The organism is Pseudomonas sp. UBA5706 (assembly GCF_002419965.1).
GTDB lineage: Bacteria > Pseudomonadota > Gammaproteobacteria > Pseudomonadales > Pseudomonadaceae > Aquipseudomonas.
In genome coordinates, this window is the sequence record NZ_DIHC01000007.1 from 13,846 (window position 1) to 32,340 (window position 18,495).

The window sequence follows — 18,495 nt, forward strand, 5'->3', positions numbered from 1 at the left end:
TGAAAACGACCGCCGAAGCGGTCGTTTCAATACGCCATCAAGCTCGGTTCAAACCAGCCTTGACAGCATGTCGCGTGCTTGTGTTTTCTGCCCGTCGTCACCTTCGGCCACGACCTCTCCAAGAATGTCGCGCGCGCCATCGGCGTCGCCCATCTCGATATAAGCCCGAGCCAGATCCAGCTTGGTGGCCGCCTCATCGGTGCCCGACAGAAAGTCGAACTCCGGCTCATCGTCGGCCAGCAGCGCATCGTCTTCGGTAAAGGTGGGCTCATTATCGAACGGTTTGGCGATCGGCGGCTGTTCCAGGCTTTGCGACAGACGTTCAAGCTCGGCATTTACGTCATCGATCTCGGAGGCAAATGCGTCGGAAGCCTGGTCGGTTTCAATCTCATCGGCCAGGGACAGGTCGAAATCGTCCGGCAGTTCCAGATCGTCGTCACGAGTTGGCGTGCCAATGGGCGAAGCCCCAGCCTGCTGGCTTGGTTCGTCTTCCAGTCCCAGCAGATAATCATCTTCAGCCTTCAGGGCTGGCTGATCTTCCGCAAGATTCAGGTCAAAATCCGCGAGGTCGTCCGGCCGGGCATTATTGGCCTCGGTTTGCTCACGCAGAATCGCGTCGAAGTCCAGATCATCGGCTGTTGCCCCACCGAACGGCGCATCCAGATCAAGATCGTCGAGACCGGCATCGTCCCGCGGCGCGCTGTGATCCTTCACCTCAGCCGGCGATGCAGCTTCCAGATCATCAAGACTCAGATCGAAAGCGGTGTCGAAGTCATCAGGTTCTTCGGCTACGGGATCAGCCGCAGGCTTCGGCTCAGGTTCGACAACCGGCTCAGGCTCGGACGTATCGGTCAGCAAATCTTCAACGTACTTCGCATCCATTTGCGCTGCCAAAGCCGCCGCAGCCGCTACACCCGCAGCCGCCGCGGCAGCCGTTGCCATCGCCGGATAACGGGATTTGAGCTGCTCGACTTCAGCGTGGTTCTTTCCCGTGGCCACCAGTTGCCGCTCCTGCGCCACGAAAGCCTCCTGGTTACCTTGCTGAGCATAGATTTCCATGAGCTTGAGGCGCAATTCGCTGCGCTGCGGCTCCAGCTTGACCGCTTCTTCGAGCAACGCTACTGCTTGGTTGATGCGGCCATAAGCAATATGAATTTCAGCCTGCACCAACACGTCAGCCGGACGTTCTCGAGCCGGCTCGATGATCACGGCCGACAGCGGTGCCGGCTTTGCGGCAGGCGGCGGGACCTCCAGGCCCTCGAAACTGCTTTCAGGGAGGTCCATGTCGGAGGTGAAGTCGGACTCTTCCGACAGCGCCCGCGCCATTTGCCGATGCCGTTCAGCCTCCAGAATTGCGTTGCGACGACGCACCAGGAGCAAGCCCAGCAACAACAGGATCAGCAGAGCGCCACCACCGATCAGCCCCAGGAGTGTCGGGTTTGCGAGAATCTTGTCCAGTGTGTTCCGGTCATCCGCCGGGGTGGCGGCATCGGGCTGTATGGCCAGCGGCTGGTCAGGGGTTGCCCCGGTAACCTTGGCACCATCGACCGGCAGCGCGTCCTCCGGAGCGATTTCATCGGGCGGCTTGCCCGCGGCGTCGGGAGCGCCCACGGGCGGTACGATTTGCGCCCCCATGGCCGGGTTCGCTGCATTGTTCGGGTTGGTGACGCTGTTGGGGCTAACGGCACTGTTGGCATCATCGACCGGCGGCGGGACGGCAACTCCGGCGGCCTGCATTTTGGCCAACTGATTGTTCTTTAGCTCGATCAGCCGTTGCAGTTTGTCCAGTTGACTCTGCAGGTCGCCCATGCGGCTTTTCAGCTCGGCATTGTCACGACGGGTGCTGTCCAGACTTTCCTGCGCCACCGCCAGCTTATTGCTGAGTTCGGCATCACCGGCCGCCCCCTTTGCGCCCGGCTGGTTGGCCGACACCAGGCTCAGGTTATCCTTGGCGTCGATCTGGGCGGGCGCAGCGCCCGTGCGATCGCGGCGGGTGGCATCTATCTGACGGGTGCCCGACGGCAGGCGGCGACCTTCACGCCAGGCGCGATTCTGTTCGGCCACCTCGGCCACCGCGCGCGGCTGCGGCGTGGCGCTGGCTTCTTGCGGCGATGGCAGGCGCAACACCTGGCCTTTCTTCAGACGATTGATGTTGCCGCCGATGAACGCATCCGGGTTGAGCGCCTGAATCGCCAGCATGGTCTGCTGGACCGTGCCGCCGTTACGCACGCGCTGGGCAATTTCCCACAGCGTGTCGTTGTTGGCGGTAGTGTATTGGGTGACCTTCGGCTCCTGGGGTACTGCAGGAGCAGGAGCAGTAGGTGGAGTGGCAGGTGCTTCGGCGACAGGTGCCTGGGCAGGTGCCGCAGCGGGCGCCGTGGACGGCAACTGCGCGGTGGCGGCAGCGGCTGCCTGGGGCGACACTTTTGGTGGATCGAGCAACAGACTGTATTCACGCAGCACACGGCCACTTGGCCAGAGCACCTGCACGAGAAATTTTACATAGGGATCACGGATAGGCTTGCTGGAGGTGATGCGCAGAACGCTTTTGCCGCCGGGATTGACCACAGGAGTGAAGGTCAGATCATCCAGAACCGCCGTTCGCCCCACGCCCGCTTGTGCGAACTCGGCGGAGCTGGCCAGGCTAGGAACGACCTGCGCAGCGTTGAGGTCCTGCACCTGCGTGAGTTCGATCTCGGCGAGCAACGGCTGATTCAGGCTCGACTTGACGGTCAAACCACCGAGGCCAAGCGCCTGTGCCATCCCCGATGACAGCGCCGAAGCTGCAGCGATTGCTAAAACCAGTTTCCGAACCTGAACCATAGCCCATCCCTTGTTTAAAATTTCCCCGGCGACCGAGAAGATAAAGCCTGCTAGGGCGTAGGGCGTTTATAAACGCCGCAGCTAGAATGATTCTTTAAATTGTTGGCAAGTATCTTTTACGCAACATCTTTTATCAACAATTCAGCGACCTGCACAGCGTTCAACGCCGCGCCCTTGCGAACGTTGTCTGACGTCACCCAAAAGTTCAGCTCGCAGGCGTCGTCGACACCGGCACGCATCCGTCCTACATAAACAGCGTCCTGCCCTACCGCGTCGCCCACCGGTGTCGGGTAATCGTCGGCTTCCACCCGATCAATACCGTGAGCGGCATCCAGCACAGCTGTGACAGCGGCGAGGTCCACCGGGGCCAGTGTCTGCACCGACACACTTAAGCTATCGCCGAAAAACACCGGCACCTGGATACAGCTCGCGCCGACCTTGATTAAAGGCAGCGACAGCAACTCGCGCAACTCGCTGACCATACGTTTTTCCAGTGGTACATGCCCCTGCGCATCCGGAGTGCCTACTTGAGCGAGCACATTAAACGCCATTTGCCTATCAAAAACGCGTGGTTCCAAAGGACGTACATTGAGCAACTCGGCAGTCTGCCGAGCCAGCTCGGTCACACCTTCGCGACCCAGACTTGAAACCGCCATGCACGCTGTAACGCTGACACGCTGTATGTCCAGCAGTTCACGCAACGGGCCCAAAACCATCGCCAGCGCCGTCGCACCCGGGCTTGGGCAGGCCACTTGATACGGTTTAGGGAGGCTGGTCAGGCGCGCGCCATTGACTTCCGGAACGAGATTGGGCGCCTGTTCGACCGGCAGACCAGCGGACAGATCGATGACCGCGCAGCCGGCGGCGGTCGCGCGCGTCGCGTAGCTGCGCGTGACGGCCGGACCTGCCGCGAAGAAAGCGATTTGCGCCTTGCTGAAGTCAAACGCGTCGACTTCACGCACACGCACGTTCTTGCCGCGATAGGCGACCGAACTGCCAGCGGATTCTGCACTGGCCAGCAGGTGCAGTTCACCGATGGGGAAATCGCGCTCTTCAAGGATCTGGACGATGGTTTCGCCGACAGTACCGGTGGCGCCGATCACGGCGATATCAAAGGACTGGCTCATGCAAAAACCTCAGCAAAATCGGGGGTCGGCACTTTAACCGCGGGATAAGAGCCAGGCAATCAACCTGGCTGAATCAGGCAGGCGAGCGCATTGAATCGAATCAGGGCTCAACGTCTATCGGAAAAAACTCACCGTGGCTCCAGACACCCAGCCAGCGTTGCCCGTCAATTTCGCAGGGGACAGCCATATCAACCAACTGATAGAAGACGTTGCGATGGAGCAGCGCCTCCAGGTTGTTGCGCACATGAACGTACGGGGCAGGTTCCTGGGTAGCGGAATCGATGCTGATCCGCAGAGGATGCTCGGCACTGGCTTCTATCACCTCTTCGACGTTGGTAGTGAAGCGAAGCACCTGGGACTCGCCCTCGCCTTCTGCCTCCAGCAGCACCGCCACAAATGGCGCATCGTCGACCGTGATCCCGACTTTTTCCACCGGGGTGATCAGGAAGTAATCATCGCCCTCCCGACGGATGATGCTGGAGAACAGCCGCACCATCGGTTTGCGACCGATGGGCGTGCCCAGGTAAAACCAGGTGCCATCGCGGGCGATACGCATGTCGATATCGCCGCAGAAATCAGGGTTCCACAGATGCACAGGTGGCAAACCCTTGCCGGTCTTGGGGAGTTGCGCCAACAAGTCATTGGCTTTACCCGGACCACTCATACGCTGCTCCTTAACGGGCCTCAACGCCCAACAAACTGCGAGCGTAATCCTCCATGGGCGGACCTAGCAAATCTTCGGGCCGGGTGTCATGCAGGGTGAGCAGCCCCCCGCGGCTGTGAATGCGCGCGGTGTCGATCAGATAGCGGGTATTGGTTTCGATCAACATCAGTTGAATGACGCCGCTGTCGACACCCAGCCGGTCGACCGCCTCCTGATCGGACCAATCGTCAAAGCTGCCGATGCGGTCGTCCGCCTTGGCAAACCGGGTATAGAGCAGATAATGCGCGCCGGCGGCCCGGGCTTCGGTCATCGCTTCGTCCAGGCCTTCCGGCGAACGGGCACGGCGGACCATCGGAAAGTATTCGATGAAGCCGTTAAAGGCCTCCTCGGCAACGACATTGGGACGTGGATAGGCGCCACCGGGCGGCGCGAAAGCGCCTTGCGCGATAAAGATGAAGGAATCGGGCTGCAGACGGAAATTGTTAATCCGCCGCGTGGAACTGTGATCCAGTAGACCTGCGTCACTGAGCTCGTCATGAGCGCCCTGTGCAAGATCGCTGACGTGCATGCAGCCACTGAGTGCCAACAACGTCAGCAGTAAAACCAGGCTACGCATTATTTCCTCCAAGGTCCGGCGACGGAAAACCGGCGAATGGCGGTGTAATGCAGCTTTTGCGCCATGTCGCACATCTGGAGATAAACACCGATCAGGCCATCATGAGCGGGCGTTATTCGCGCAGGGGGGATGTTAAGGCGTTGGCGAAGCCCGAAAGGCATTCGCCAGGACATGCAAAGGAATCAGTCCGAGGTCTCGGAGGTTTCAGGCTTGAGATCGTGACCCGCTTCAGGATCGCGCTTGCGTTTGTTGCCCATGCGCACGCCAATGTCCATGAGGAACTGAAAGAAGCCCTCCTGATCTTCCAGCACGTTGCTCCAGAATGGCGAGTGGTAGAGCGCCACTGCGCCGTGCACCAACGCCCAAGCGGCGCAGTAATGGAAGTACGGCGGCACATCCTCCAGCTTGCCTTCGCTGATTCGGCCCTTGATCAGCAGGGTCAAGTGTTCGAAGTTCGAGGCGCGGATCTTGTGCAGTTGCTCGACCATCTCAGGGACCTGATTGCCTTTGACCACCTTCTCTTCCAGCCGATCGAACAGGCGATAACGCTGCGGATCACGCATGCGAAATTCAAAGTACGCGCGCGAGAGCGCTTCCTTGTCCTTGTCGACGTCGGCAGAGTGAAGCAGCTCGTTCAAATCCCGCTCGTAATCGAGCATCAGGCGCAGATAGATTTCCGCCTTGGATTTGAAGTGCTTATAGATCGTGCCTTTGCCGATACCCACGGCATCAGCAATCATCTCGACGGTGACACTGTCTTCACCCTGTTCGAGAAACAGCTTTAACGCGGTATCGAGAATTTCCTGCTCACGGCGACGAAACTCACGGACCTTACGAGGTTCTTTGTGCATGGGAAGAGGCTATGGGTTCAAAAGTCGAAGTGACACATTATGCCTAAGTCGCCGACAATTGCACGAATCATCCAACCCTGTTCACGCACAAGACCCAATCAACCCGATTATTCACATTTTCGACCCGGATTAACATTCTGGTACGGCTGTAAACGCGTCGGTCATGTATTGAGGTATCAGCAGAAGGACGGGTATTCCAAAACTGTTTAAAAAACGTACAGCGACTGCTGGACGTCAGGCGAATATGACCAATACTTAACTTCGCTGATACGGCATCTCCCCCAAGTGCCGGCATCGGTAAAGACACCAACGGACAGTGTGTCTTTGTTTTACTCCTAATGGTCTTAACCCGGATTCACCCCCCCAGAACCCGGGTTTTTTTTGCCCGCGATTTCGTTGGCCAAGTGTCAGCTTTTGACCCGGGCGAGCGGAAACAGCCGCTTGAAGTTTTCCGTCGTCTGCTCGGCAAAGCGCTCGTAGCTCTCGCCACGCAGCACCGCCAGGAACTCAGCCACTTCGCGTACGTACTGTGGCAGATTGGGTTTGCCACGATAGGGAATAGGCGCCAGATACGGCGAGTCGGTCTCGACCAGAAGGCGGTCCGCCGGAACCTTGCTTGCGACATCGCGCAGCGCGTCGGCGTTGCGGAAGGTCACGATGCCGGACAGCGAAATATAGAAACCCAGGTCCAGGGCAGCCTTGGCCATCTCCCAATCTTCAGTGAAGCAATGCAGTACCCCCGCCTGCGGCAGCGCCGCTGCGCGCAGCAACTCGAGCGTGTCTGCCTTCGCTCCACGGGTGTGAACGATTACCGGTTTGCCCGTGCTGCTGGCCGCTTGCAGATGCAAACGAAACGATGCTTGCTGCAGCTCAGCCGCCTCCGGCTCGTAGTGGTAATCCAGGCCCGTTTCACCGATCGCGACCACACACGGATGATTCAGCTCGCCAAGCAGCCAGCCTAGCGCAGGCGCTTCACCCGGCTTGAGATCCAGTGGGTGAATGCCAACGGAGCAGTCAACGTCTTCATAGCGGTCGGCCAGCGCTCTCACCGCGTTCGCGTTGTCGGCGCTGACACCGATGCACAAAAAATGACCCACTCCCCGTCCGCGCGCAGCGTCCAGAGCTGCGTCCAGAGAGCCTGCGTGTTCAGTGAGGTCAAGACGATCGAGGTGACAATGGGAATCTACGAGCATGGGAACCGGAGCAACTTACATTGTGTGGGTCGGACGGTCGGACTTCAGAGCACCGGCCAGATAGTTTTCAATCATGTTGCGAGCGGTATTGTCGCCGTCGTTGAACTGCACGCCGACGCCCGCAGCACGGTTACCCTGAGCACCTTTGGGAGTAATCCAGGTGACCTTGCCCGCAACCGGGATCTTTTCGGGCTCATCCATCAGGTTGAGCAGCATGAACACCTCATCGCCGAGCTTGTAGCTTTTGCTGGTCGGGATGAACAGGCCGCCATTCTTGATGAACGGCATGTAGGCAGCATAAAGGACAGACTTGTCCTTGATGGTCAGTGACAGGATGCCGTTACGTGGGCCCGGGCTAAGGGGGACGCTCATCTCAACTTCCTCGTGGATACTGATGTCATGCAGGTGGCCAGTCTAACCCTGTCCGGTCAGCGATGCCCACTGCACCAATAATGCTTCGAGCAACAAAACACGATTCAGGTTCGCCTTGGACAGTACCTTCTGGCGCTGCATGAGCACCCAGTCCTGCATGGCCAACACCTTTCTTTGCGGCGATTTCTGCGCCAGGTACTGCAATACCTTGCGCATGTCAGCCAGCCCCAGTCCGCTTTCATCGTTGGTGAGCTGGTAGCGCAGAATGAGATTGGACCAGTCACAAAACCAATCGAAAAGCAGCAACAGCGCAATGTCTTTCCAGCCCTCGGCCAACTGGGTAGGCGACTGCTGACCCTTAAGCAGCTTCTTGACGCCCTCCACGACCAGCGCTCGCTGCTCACGGACGCCTTGAGCCTGGAGACCGATCGCAGCCAATGGCGATCCGGCCGCCAGAGTCAGAAGCTCGGCGCGCTCATCCTCGGTGCACTCGGGCAGCGCGCCAGCAAGCCAAGCCACACTCATCGCTTCGCTCGGCAGTGGGCAGGCCTGCTGCACGCAACGGCTCTTGATGGTGGGCAGCAGCCGGCTGGGCTGGTGGCTGACCAACAACAGAACAGTGTTACCGGAAGGCTCTTCGAGGCTTTTCAGCAAAGCGTTGGCAGCGTTGATATTCATCGACTCGACAGGCTCGATCAGTACCACCTTGCGCCCCCCCATCTGCGCGGTCTGCACCACGAAACTGACCAGATCGCGAACCTGATCAACCTTGATCGCCTTATCGGCTTCTTCCGGTTCCAATATGTAGTTGTCGGGGTGACTGCCAGCGGTCAATAGCGAGCACGACTTGCACCGCCCGCATGCTTCAAGCCCTTGTGGCTGCTGGCACAGCAGCAGGTACATCAGGCGTTCGGCCAGCGCCCGCTTACCAATCCCCGCAGGCCCATGCAGCAGATAGGCGTGGGCATGCTGAGTGCGACCGGCTAATTGCTGCCAGAGGCTCGCCTGCCAGGGATAAGCCTCAGCCATGCCGGCGGTCCGCCAGCCGTTGCATCAGTTCCGGCACCAACAGGTCGAGGTTCGCTTGCACCTGATCCAGCGGCAAGGCAGCCTCCACAAGACGATAGCGTTCGGGCGTTGCTGCGGCTCGACTCAAATAGGTATTTCGTACTGCGTCGAAGAACATACGGCCTTCCTGCTCGAAGCGATCCAGACGACCACGGGCGCTGGCCCTGGCCAGGCCGATTTCTACGGGCAGGTCGAACACCAGCGTCAGATCCGGGCGCAGGTCTGCCTGGACGAACGACTCGAGCATGGCAATACGTTCGATCGAAAGACCGCGGCCGCCCCCTTGGTAAGCGTATGTGGCGTCAGTAAACCTGTCGCACAAAACCACCGCGCCTCGGGCCAGCGCCGGGCGGATCACCCTCGCCAAGTGCTGGGCACGGGCGGCGAACACCAGCAACAATTCGGTATCGGCGTCCATCGTTTCATCACTGGGTGCCAGCAGCAATTCACGAATGCGCTCGGCCAGAGGCGTGCCACCCGGCTCGCGGGTCATCACCACATCGACGCCATGGCTGCGCAGGCGCTCGGCCAGGTATTCGCGGTTGGTACTTTTACCGGCACCTTCCGGACCTTCCAGGGTAATAAACAAACCAGTCACAGACAGTCCTTCATTAGATTCATTGCGGGCTCGAATCGTCTTTTTCGGCCTTACCGCTGGCCTCGGAGGATGGCTCGACGCCTGCTTTTTCAGGTGCAGGCTTGGCAGCTTCAGGCTTTGCCGCGCCCGATGGCTCAGGCTCCGGCTGCTCACCAGACCTCTTAGGCTCGGAAGCATCCTGCTCTGGCGCTTTCAGCTCCGGCGCTGACTCATCGATCCTCGGCACTGGATCGACTCCCGGCGTCGGCACCGTGACGGGCGCGGGGCTTGAACGATAGTCGGCCCGGCGCGTGAGCTGGAACTGCTTGACCGCCGCATTGTGTGCGTCCAGATCGGCGGAAAACACATGGCTGCCATCGCCACGCGCCACGAAATACAGGCTGTTGCCCGGCATCGGATTCATCGCCGCGTGAATGGCTTCACGCCCGACCATGGCGATCGGGGTAGGCGGCAGCCCGGAGATCACGTAGGTGTTGTAGGGCGTTGCCTCTTTCAGAAAAGCCCGGGTGATCTTGCCGTTGTAACGTTCGCCCAGACCGTAGATGACCGTCGGGTCGGTCTGCAGCAACATGCCTTGCTGCAGGCGTCGTACAAAGACCCCTGCGATCTGCCCGCGCTCCTGCGGCACACCGGTTTCCTTTTCCACCAGCGAAGCCATGATCAGCGCCTGATACGGGTCGACATAGGGTACATCGGCGGCGCGCTTGTTCCATTCATCCTGCAGCACCTCATCCAGCCGGTTGTACGCCTGCTTGAGCAACTCGACGTCGGTCATGCCGCGCACGTAGCGATAGGTATCAGGGAAAAAGCGCCCTTCAGGGAAAACGTTCGGATGACCGATCCTGGCCATTAGCTCGCTATCACTGAGGTTGACAAGGGTCTGTTCCAACTTCGCCTGCTTGCCCAATGCGGCACGAACCTGCCGGAAATTCCAGCCCTCGACCAGCGTCAGGCTGTATTGCACGACCTCGCCTTTCTCCCACAGAGCCAATAAAGATCTGGCATTCATCCCTGGCGTCATGCGGTATTCGCCACTGTGCAGGGACTGGCCGGAAAGGTTGAAGCGCCAATACAGACGCAGCCAGAAGGCATCCTTGATCACACCCTCTAACTGCAGGCGGTTGAGTACGCCGGTAGGCGATGCGCCCGATGGCACGTCGAGCATTTGCTCCTGGTTCAGCTTAAGGGGCTGGCGCAGCGCGTTACTTTGCTGCCAGAAAGCCAGACCCAGTAGCAGTCCTGCCAGAACCACGCCCGTTTCCAGCAAGACAAATAATTTTCGGATCACGAATCAGATATCCAGAAGCTGGCGAACAAGGTTTTGCAGTTTACGGGTGACGGGGCCAACCGGCCAGTTCAGTTGCTCGAGCGCGCGCACCGGCCAGATGCCGTAAACGCTGTTGCAGACGAAGACCTCCTCGGCTCGCTGCAAATCTGACATGCGCAGCTCCAGCGCGCGTACCGGCATGTTCATCTGCTCGGCCATGTCCAGCAGTTCAGCGCGCATGACGCCTTCCACGCCGCAACGGCTCAGGTCCGGGGTCAGCAACATGCCGCCCTTGACCAGAAACAGGTTGCTGTAGACAGCTTCGACCAAGCGACCCGTGGTGTCGCGCATGAGGCCCTCGGCGTATTCAGGATCACTCCACTCACTGCGTGCGACCACCTGCTCCAGTCGATTGAGATGCTTGAGGCCAGCGAGCAGCGGTTGCTCGGCAAGGCGCGTACGACACGGGAAAAGGCGAATGCCCTGTACGGAATTGGCGGGCGGATACGCGGGCAGCGGGCTGGCCTGCAGAATGCGCCGGGCCGGGGCGCCGGGGGTTGGCGCGTAACCACGCTGGCCGTCGCCACGGGTGACAATCAGCTTCATCACCCCTTCGCCCAACTGCGCCGCAAACGCCCGGCACTCGCGTTCGATCAGTGGCAGCTCCAACGCCAGCGCCAGACGGTTGCCGCCTGACGCCAGACGTTGCAGATGACGCTCGAACAACAACGGCACGCCAGTCTTGACCAGAATGGTCTCGAAGAGGCCGTCACCGTAGGCCAGCCCCCGATCTGTCAAGGACAGGGAGTCGGCCGGCGCGCCATCGATCCAGCTCAGGGTCATTCCGCGAACCGGCGGAACACCAGCGAGCCATTGGTGCCGCCAAATCCGAACGAGTTGGACACCACGACATCGATGGGCATGTTGCGCGGCTCGTGGGGCACGAAGTCGAGGTCGCATCCTTCGCTAGGCTCATCGAGGTTGATCGTCGGTGGCGCGACCTGACCGTTGATTGCCAGCACGCTGAAGATCGCTTCAATGGCACCGGCCGCGCCCAGCAGGTGACCGGTCATGGACTTGGTTGAGCTGACCGCCAGTTTATAGGCATGCTCGCCGAACACCGACTTAATCGCGCGGACTTCCGCCAGATCGCCTGCCGGGGTCGAGGTGCCGTGAGCGTTGATGTACTGGACCTCTTCGGGACGCACCTTGGCGTCGCGCAACGCATTGGTGATACAGCGCGCAGCACCGGCGCCGTCCTCCGGTGGAGAGGTCATGTGGAAGGCATCGCCGCTCATGCCGAAACCGATCAGCTCGGCGTAAATGGTCGCACCGCGCGCTCTGGCGTGCTCCAGCTCTTCGAGCACCAGCGCGCCAGCGCCGTCGGACAGCACGAAACCATCACGGCCCTTGTCCCACGGACGGCTGGCACGGGTCGGTTCGTCATTGCGGGTCGACAGCGCGCGGGATGCGCCGAACCCCCCCATGCCCAGACCGCAGGCCGCCATTTCGGCGCCACCGGCGATCATCACATCGGCTTCGTCATAAGCGATGTTGCGTGCGGCCATGCCAATACAGTGCGTACTCGTGGTACAGGCGGTGGTGATCGCATAGTTGGGCCCCTGTGCGCCCAGATGGATCGACAGGAAGCCGGAAATCATGTTGATGATCGAACCCGGCACGAAGAACGGGGAGATCTTGCCTGGCCCCTGCTCGTGCAGCAGTCGGCTGGTGTTTTCGATGTTGGTCAGGCCACCGATACCCGAGCCCATGGCGACGCCGATGCGCTCGCGATTGGCATCCGTGATCTCGATGCCGGCATTGCGTACCGCCTGAAAGCTGGCTGCCAGCCCGTACTGAATGAACAGATCCAGACGCCGCGCCTCTTTGGGCGACAGGTAATCCTCGACCTTGAATCCTTTGACCGAACCGCCAAAGCGAGTCGTGTAAGCCGAAAGGTCCGTGTGTTCGATAAGGCCAATGCCACTCCGGCCAGCCAGAATGCCTTGCCAGGTGCTGGGCACATCATTGCCCAGTGGCGTCAGCATACCCATACCGGTGACCACGACGCGTCTACGCGACACAGGACTCTCCTTTTTTCTATTGACGAAACGCTGCCCTGTTAAAGAAAAAACCGCACGCCTGAGGCAGTGCGGTTTTTCCATGACAGCGAGCAACGATTACAAAAGCTTACGCCTGATGGGCAGTAACGTAATCGATAGCAGCTTGAACGGTGGTGATTTTTTCAGCTTCTTCGTCAGGAATTTCGGTTTCGAATTCCTCTTCTAGAGCCATCACCAGCTCAACGGTGTCAAGGGAGTCGGCACCCAGGTCTTCAACGAAAGAAGCGGTGTTGACCACTTCCTCTTGCTTGACGCCAAGTTGCTCGGCAACGATTTTCTTGACGCGCTCTTCGATGGTGCTCATACCGTGTTTTAACTCCTAGTGGACAAATTCAGGCAGCTGGCCGATGGGTAAGTGTATAGAAGAGGTTTTGCGCATTTCAAGCTAAACGCAATTCCCGCAACGCCCATCACCCTCTGCCCATTAATAGATTTCAGCTTTATAACGGATTTTAGACAGCCCGTATGACATTTTTTCGATACGGGAAGTCACATGTACATGCCGCCGTTGACGGGGATTGTAGCCCCGGTAACGTAGCCTGCACCTTCGGAGGCAAGAAAAGCGACCACGTGCGCGATCTCTTCGGCCTGCCCCAGTCGGCCCAGAGGAATCTGCGCCGTCAGGGAATCACGTTGTGCTTCTGGTAGCTCACGGGTCATATCGGTGTCGATAAAACCGGGCGTTACCGAGTTCACGGTCACTGCCCGCGAACCGACCTCGCGCGCCAGCGCGCGACTGAAACCTTCCAGACCCGCTTTCGCGGCGGCATAGTTTACTTGACCAGCGTTACCCATGGCACCCACTACCGAACCAATGCTGATGATCCGGCCCCAACGCGCCTTGGTCATTCCGCGCAGAACGCCCTTGGTCAAGCGATACAGACTGCTCAGGTTGGTGTTGATCACGTCATGCCACTCGTCATCCTTCATGCGCAGCATCAGGTTGTCACGAGTGATGCCAGCGTTATTGACCAGGATCAACGGCGCGCCAACACGCTCGGTAATCTGCGCCAGCGCGGCGCTGACGGATTCGTCGCTGCCGACATCCAGCGCCAGACCGAAGCCTTCCACACCGTTTTCCTTGAAGTAGGCGGTGATTTTCTCGGCACCGGCCTCGGACGTTGCCGTGCCCACGACGACTGCGCCGTTACGACCCAGTTCCAGAGCGATAGCCCGGCCGATGCCACGGCTCGCGCCGGTGACCAGTGCAACTTTACCCTGACTCATGATGTTCTCCTTATCAGGCCAGCGCCGCACGGGTGGCGGCGAAAGCTTCCGGGGTATTGAGGTTATGAGTGACCACGCCGTCGGCGCAACGCTTGTTCAGACCAGCCAGTACCTTGCCTGGGCCGCACTCGACCAACTGCAAAGCGCTGTTGGCAGCCAGGGTCTGGACCGACTCCACCCAGCGCACCGGCTTGTACAGCTGCTGCAGCAAATCACTTTTAAGGGTGTCCAGGTCCGAGACCACGCTGGCGCTGACGTTCTGCACCAGCGGGATTTGCGGCGTCTGCCAGTCGATGGCGGCAATGGACTCGGCAAAACGTTCGGCAGCCGGTCGCATCAGCTCACAGTGCGAAGGAACACTGACCGGTAGCGGCAGTGCACGCTTGGCGCCCTTGGCCTTGCATACTTCGATTGCACGATCGACCGCAGCCTTGGCACCGGCGATGACTACCTGCCCTGGCGAGTTGAAGTTGACCGCGCTAACCACTTCGTCCTGAGCGGCTTCAGCGCAAGCTGCAATGACGTCAGCATCTTCCAGACCGAGAATCGCTGCCATCGCACCCTGCCCCGCAGGCACGGCTTGCTGCATCAACTGTCCGCGACGCTCCACCAGCCTGACCGCATCAGTCAGCAACAGGCTACCAGCGGCAACCAGTGCGCTGTATTCACCCAGGCTGTGGCCAGCGACAAAGGCCGGACGCGCGCCACCCTCTGCCTGCCAAAGGCGCCACAGGGCGATTGAAGCGGTCAGGATGGCCGGCTGGGTTTTGTCGGTCTGGTTAAGGCTTTCTTCCGGGCCCTGCTGGGTCAGCGCCCATAGGTCATAACCCAAAGCGTCGGAGGCTTCTTTGAATGTGTCCAGGATCGATGGAAACTGCGCGCCCAACTCGGCCAGCATGCCGAGGGACTGCGAGCCTTGGCCCGGAAAGACGAATGCGACGGAAGCAGACATTGACAAGCCCCTGATTATTGTCGTCAAAAAATACGTTCGGCAATGCCGAACGCGAGATAATTCAAAGTGTTGCGGATGGTGGTCAGTAGGATGACCCTGCAGTCACAGGGGTCACATTCTAGCGCAAGACACTCTAAAGCAACGCCTCCAACCGGCCATGAAGGCGCTCTGGCAGATTCTCCTGTATTTCGATGAGAGCACGCTGGATCGCACTCTGGAATCCCTGCGCGCCTGCCGAGCCATGACTCTTGACCACGATACCCTGCAAGCCGAGAAAACTCGCCCCGTTATGCCGCGCCGGCGCCAGATCGGCCTTGAGCCGCTTGAGCAGCGGCATCGCCAGCGCACCGACTACCCTGGACAGCATATTCTGCTGGAACAGGAGTTCGATTCGCTCACCGATCATGGTCGCCAGACCTTCGCTTGACTTGAGCAGGATATTGCCCACGAATCCATCGCAGACCACCACATCCGCTTCGCCGCGATACAGCCCATCGCCCTCCACGAAGCCGATGTAATTAAGACCTGGCGCCGCCTGCAGCAAGCTGGAAGCCAGCTTGACCTGCTGATTGCCCTTAATATCTTCGGTGCCGACGTTGAGTAATGCGACCTTTGGCCGCGTCACCCCCAGCGCTTCCGCGGCGACCGAGCCCATCACCGCGAATTGATAGAGGTTCTCCGCGCTGCAATCGACGTTGGCTCCCAAGTCCAACAGTTGGCAATAGCCACGCTGAGTAGGGATAGCGGCCACCATTGCAGGTCGATCAATGCCGGGCAGGGTCTTGAGCACGAAACGCGACAGCGCCATTAACGCGCCGGTATTGCCGGCACTCACACAGGCCTGAGCCTCGCCTTCGGCCAACAGACGCAACGCCACGCGCATGGAAGAGTCTGGCTTGCCACGCAACGCCTGAGCCGGCCGGTCTTCCATGCTGATGACTTCACTGGCATTGGCGACAAGCAGGCGCGACCGATCGACACCGGAATGGCGTTCGATGAGCTCTTCGAGAAGGGAAGCTTGACCGACGAGGGTCAGATGAAGCGAGGGCGTAGCGAGCAGGCAGGCAATGCTGGCCTGAACAATGCTGCGGGGACCGAAGTCCCCGCCCATTGCGTCGATCGCGATGACCGGAGCGGACAAGAAATTACTCGTCAGCGCCCTTGTCGATCACTTTACGGCCACGGTATACGCCTTCTGGCGACACGTGGTGACGCAGGTGAACTTCACCAGTGGTTTTTTCTACAGACAGAGTGCTAGCCTCGAGAGCGTCGTGCGAACGGCGCATGTCACGGGCAGAGCGGGATTTTTTGTTCTGCTGAACAGCCATAATTGATTAACTCCTAAACGTTTGGGTCACGCTTTAACTGCGCCAATACACTGAACGGGTTGGACCGCGTTACCTCGTCCACGCTCGGTTCGGGCTCATCGGCGCCCGCCGGCTGCTGGCATTCTTTCGGATCATGAACAGGCACGATGGGCAAGGCGAGCAGAAGCTCCTCCTCAATCAACGCCTTCAGATCCAATGGATCTTCGCCGAGTTCCAGCACGTCATAGCCTTGCGGCAACGACTGGGTATTTGCACCCTCCTTCACCACGGCGTAACTGCATTCGCTGTGGATCGGCAGGGTGACCAGCTCAAGACAACGCTGGCAAACCATTTTGACTTCGACGTCGATTTCGCTGTGGATAACCACGGCGCGTCGCTCGTCTTTCTCAAAAACGAATTTCGCCTGCACTGTACCGAGATTGTCAGCAAGCGGGTCGCAGAGTCTCTCCAAATCAGCCAGCAGCAGCTCTCCCTGAAGAGTAGTGCCACGATCAGCTAATTTGCGCGGGTCAACGTGAGGTGGAATCGGGTCATTCAACATAGGCGCAGCATTCTAGGGACGACCCCGGCGGCTGTCAAAGGAAATTCAGGGCTGTTCGCAGGCTGACCCGCTGATTACACTCGACTTTCACGTTTCGGAGAACCCCATGCTGCCTTTGCTCCTCGCCTCAAGCTCGCCTTATCGCCGGGAATTGCTCGGTCGACTGCGCCTGCCGTTCGTCTGCGCGTCGCCAGACATTGATGAAAGCCACCGCCTGAACGAGGCAGCCCCGGCCCTGGTGAAGCGTCTTGCCAAGGAAAAAGCCATGGCCTTGGCGGAGCAGTTTCCCAACCACCTGATCATTGGCTCCGACCAGGTTGCGGTGCTGGGTGAACAGATTCTCGGCAAGCCCCATACCTTCGAGCGCGCCTTGCAACAACTCAGCGCCAGCAGCGGCAAGAGCGTAAGTTTTTTGGCGGGCATTGCGCTGTACAACAGCCACACTGGCGATTGCCAGGTCGATTGCGTGCCCTTCACCGTGCACATGCGCACGCTGGATCAGGCGTGCATCCGCCGTTACCTGGATGCCGAACAGCCCTATGATTGCGCTGGCAGCTTCAAGGCCGAAGGGCTGGGGGTTAGCCTGTTTCGCAGCACCGAGGGGCCTGACGCCACTAGCCTGATCGGTCTTCCTTTAATAACACTGGTGGATATGCTGAAGGCAGAAGGTGTGGACGTGCCGTAACTTGCTCATGAGACCATAAAAAAACCCGACCAATGGCCGGGTTTATTATTAAGCGGGAACGTAAATCAGCGTAGAGACGGCCCATTGAAGCCTGCCCACATGGCGATCTGCTCGGCGACACTGGAGCCCAGCTTTTTGGAGAAGCGATCGAACGGCGACTCCTGCACGGTGTAGTCGACCATCTCTTTCTCGCCAATCACGTCGCGAGCTACAGAGCTGGCGCTACCCAATCCATCGACCAGGCCCAGCGCTACTGCCTGCTCGCCGGTCCACACCAGACCGGAAAAAAGCTCCGGATGATCCTTATCCTTCAGACGGTCGCCGCGACCGGCCTTTACACTGGCAATGAATTGCTTGTGGGTCGTGTCCAGCACGTTTTGCCAGAACGCCGTTTCATCAGGCTTCGGAGGCTGGAACGGGTCAAGAAACGCCTTGTGCTCACCCGACGTATAAGTGCGACGATCGACACCCAGCTTCTCCATGGTGCCCACGAAACCGAAACCGGCTGCGGTGACGCCAATGGAGCCCACCAGGCTCGCCTTGTCGGCATAGATCTGATCGGCAGCGCTGGCGATATAGTAAGCACCAGAAGCGCCTAGATCGGTAATGACCGCATACACCTTGATATCCGGTTTCTTCGCGCGCAAACGGCGAATCTCATCGTAAATGTAACCGGACTGAACAGGACTGCCACCCGGGCTATTAATACGCAGGATCACGCCCTTGGTTTTCTCGTCATCGAACGCTGCACGCAAACTGCCGACAATGTTATCGGCGCTCGCCGCCTCGGTGTCCGCAATCATGCCCTTGACTTCGATCAACGCTGTGTGACTGGCCTTGCGCGAAGCGCTTTTGCCGAAGTCCATCAGCGGCGAGAACATCACCAGCGCCGCAAACAAATAGATAAAGGTCAGGGCTTTGAAAAAAATCCCCCAGCGACGGGAGCGACGATGCTCTTGAACATTGGCCAGCAGCGTTTTTTCCAGCAACGTCCAGCTTTTTGCGTTACCTGCGTCCTCGCGCTCCTGCGAAGACGGTGACTTCCATTCATCCGACATAG

At 59.3% G+C, this 18,495-nt stretch carries 20 protein-coding genes; 1 reads left to right on the forward strand and 19 read right to left on the reverse strand.

The window, feature by feature from the left end:
• Positions 1 to 48: 48 nt before the first annotated feature.
• From B3I26_RS03490 to B3I26_RS03575, 18 genes are all read right to left on the reverse strand, one after another.
• The gene (locus B3I26_RS03490) at positions 49 to 2,823 is read right to left on the reverse strand and encodes a FimV/HubP family polar landmark protein (protein WP_296255100.1); all 2,775 of its coding nucleotides are present in this window, start codon (positions 2,821 to 2,823) and stop codon (positions 49 to 51) included.
• Between the two features lie 116 nt (positions 2,824 to 2,939).
• A complete protein-coding gene (locus B3I26_RS03495) occupies positions 2,940 to 3,950 on the reverse strand; it encodes an aspartate-semialdehyde dehydrogenase (RefSeq protein ID WP_296255101.1) in 1,011 nt (336 codons plus the stop codon).
• Between the two features lie 100 nt (positions 3,951 to 4,050).
• Positions 4,051 to 4,614, reverse strand: coding sequence for a DUF1285 domain-containing protein (locus B3I26_RS03500; RefSeq protein WP_296255103.1), 564 nt, complete (start codon positions 4,612 to 4,614; stop codon positions 4,051 to 4,053).
• Positions 4,615 to 4,624: 10 nt separating this feature from the next.
• The gene (locus B3I26_RS03505; protein WP_296255104.1) at positions 4,625 to 5,230 is read right to left on the reverse strand and encodes a DUF4823 domain-containing protein; all 606 of its coding nucleotides are present in this window, start codon (positions 5,228 to 5,230) and stop codon (positions 4,625 to 4,627) included.
• A 182-nt stretch (positions 5,231 to 5,412) separates the two neighbouring features.
• Complete coding sequence (locus B3I26_RS03510) at positions 5,413 to 6,081, reverse strand: TetR/AcrR family transcriptional regulator (protein WP_296255106.1); 669 nt, start codon at positions 6,079 to 6,081, stop codon at positions 5,413 to 5,415.
• Positions 6,082 to 6,488: 407 nt separating this feature from the next.
• Positions 6,489 to 7,274 (reverse strand): TatD family hydrolase, encoded by a 786-nt coding sequence (locus B3I26_RS03515; protein ID WP_296255108.1) that lies wholly within the window; start codon positions 7,272 to 7,274, stop codon positions 6,489 to 6,491.
• Positions 7,275 to 7,289: 15 nt separating this feature from the next.
• Positions 7,290 to 7,646: a PilZ domain-containing protein gene (locus B3I26_RS03520; protein ID WP_037011754.1), complete on the reverse strand. Its 357-nt coding sequence runs from the start codon at positions 7,644 to 7,646 to the stop codon at positions 7,290 to 7,292.
• A gap of 42 nt (positions 7,647 to 7,688) precedes the next feature.
• Positions 7,689 to 8,675: a DNA polymerase III subunit delta' gene (locus tag B3I26_RS03525; RefSeq protein WP_296255112.1), complete on the reverse strand. Its 987-nt coding sequence runs from the start codon at positions 8,673 to 8,675 to the stop codon at positions 7,689 to 7,691.
• A complete protein-coding gene (gene tmk / locus B3I26_RS03530; RefSeq protein ID WP_296255115.1) occupies positions 8,668 to 9,312 on the reverse strand; it encodes a dTMP kinase in 645 nt (214 codons plus the stop codon). The genes B3I26_RS03525 and tmk overlap by 8 nt, the downstream gene beginning before the upstream one ends.
• 19 nt (positions 9,313 to 9,331) lie before the next feature.
• Positions 9,332 to 10,600: an endolytic transglycosylase MltG gene (gene mltG / locus B3I26_RS03535; protein ID WP_296255116.1), complete on the reverse strand. Its 1,269-nt coding sequence runs from the start codon at positions 10,598 to 10,600 to the stop codon at positions 9,332 to 9,334.
• A 3-nt stretch (positions 10,601 to 10,603) separates the two neighbouring features.
• Entirely contained in the window at positions 10,604 to 11,422 is an 819-nt protein-coding gene (gene pabC / locus B3I26_RS03540; protein WP_296255117.1) for an aminodeoxychorismate lyase, read from the reverse strand.
• On the reverse strand, positions 11,419 to 12,663 hold the full coding sequence (fabF, locus tag B3I26_RS03545) for a beta-ketoacyl-ACP synthase II (protein ID WP_296255119.1): 1,245 nt from the start codon (positions 12,661 to 12,663) through the stop codon (positions 11,419 to 11,421). The genes pabC and fabF overlap by 4 nt, the downstream gene beginning before the upstream one ends.
• 106 nt (positions 12,664 to 12,769) lie before the next feature.
• Complete coding sequence (gene acpP / locus B3I26_RS03550) at positions 12,770 to 13,006, reverse strand: acyl carrier protein (protein WP_007253394.1); 237 nt, start codon at positions 13,004 to 13,006, stop codon at positions 12,770 to 12,772.
• A 185-nt stretch (positions 13,007 to 13,191) separates the two neighbouring features.
• A complete protein-coding gene (gene fabG / locus B3I26_RS03555) occupies positions 13,192 to 13,932 on the reverse strand; it encodes a 3-oxoacyl-ACP reductase FabG (protein ID WP_296255524.1) in 741 nt (246 codons plus the stop codon).
• A gap of 10 nt (positions 13,933 to 13,942) precedes the next feature.
• A complete protein-coding gene (gene fabD, locus B3I26_RS03560) occupies positions 13,943 to 14,881 on the reverse strand; it encodes an ACP S-malonyltransferase (RefSeq protein WP_296255123.1) in 939 nt (312 codons plus the stop codon).
• A gap of 133 nt (positions 14,882 to 15,014) precedes the next feature.
• Positions 15,015 to 16,022, reverse strand: a complete 1,008-nt coding sequence (gene plsX, locus B3I26_RS03565) for a phosphate acyltransferase PlsX (RefSeq protein ID WP_296255124.1) — start codon at positions 16,020 to 16,022, stop codon at positions 15,015 to 15,017.
• Positions 16,023 to 16,026: 4 nt separating this feature from the next.
• Positions 16,027 to 16,209, reverse strand: a complete 183-nt coding sequence (gene rpmF, locus B3I26_RS03570) for a 50S ribosomal protein L32 (protein ID WP_003179396.1) — start codon at positions 16,207 to 16,209, stop codon at positions 16,027 to 16,029.
• A 13-nt stretch (positions 16,210 to 16,222) separates the two neighbouring features.
• Positions 16,223 to 16,750, reverse strand: coding sequence for a YceD family protein (locus tag B3I26_RS03575; protein ID WP_110950850.1), 528 nt, complete (start codon positions 16,748 to 16,750; stop codon positions 16,223 to 16,225).
• 106 nt (positions 16,751 to 16,856) lie between these two features.
• Between B3I26_RS03575 and B3I26_RS03580 the strand changes: the two genes are divergently transcribed.
• Positions 16,857 to 17,435: a Maf family protein gene (locus B3I26_RS03580; protein ID WP_296255125.1), complete on the forward strand. Its 579-nt coding sequence runs from the start codon at positions 16,857 to 16,859 to the stop codon at positions 17,433 to 17,435.
• Positions 17,436 to 17,500: 65 nt separating this feature from the next.
• On the opposite strand, the gene sppA is transcribed toward B3I26_RS03580, so the two are convergent.
• Positions 17,501 to 18,493, reverse strand: coding sequence for a signal peptide peptidase SppA (gene sppA / locus B3I26_RS03585; protein ID WP_296255127.1), 993 nt, complete (start codon positions 18,491 to 18,493; stop codon positions 17,501 to 17,503).
• Positions 18,494 to 18,495 lie beyond the last annotated feature (2 nt).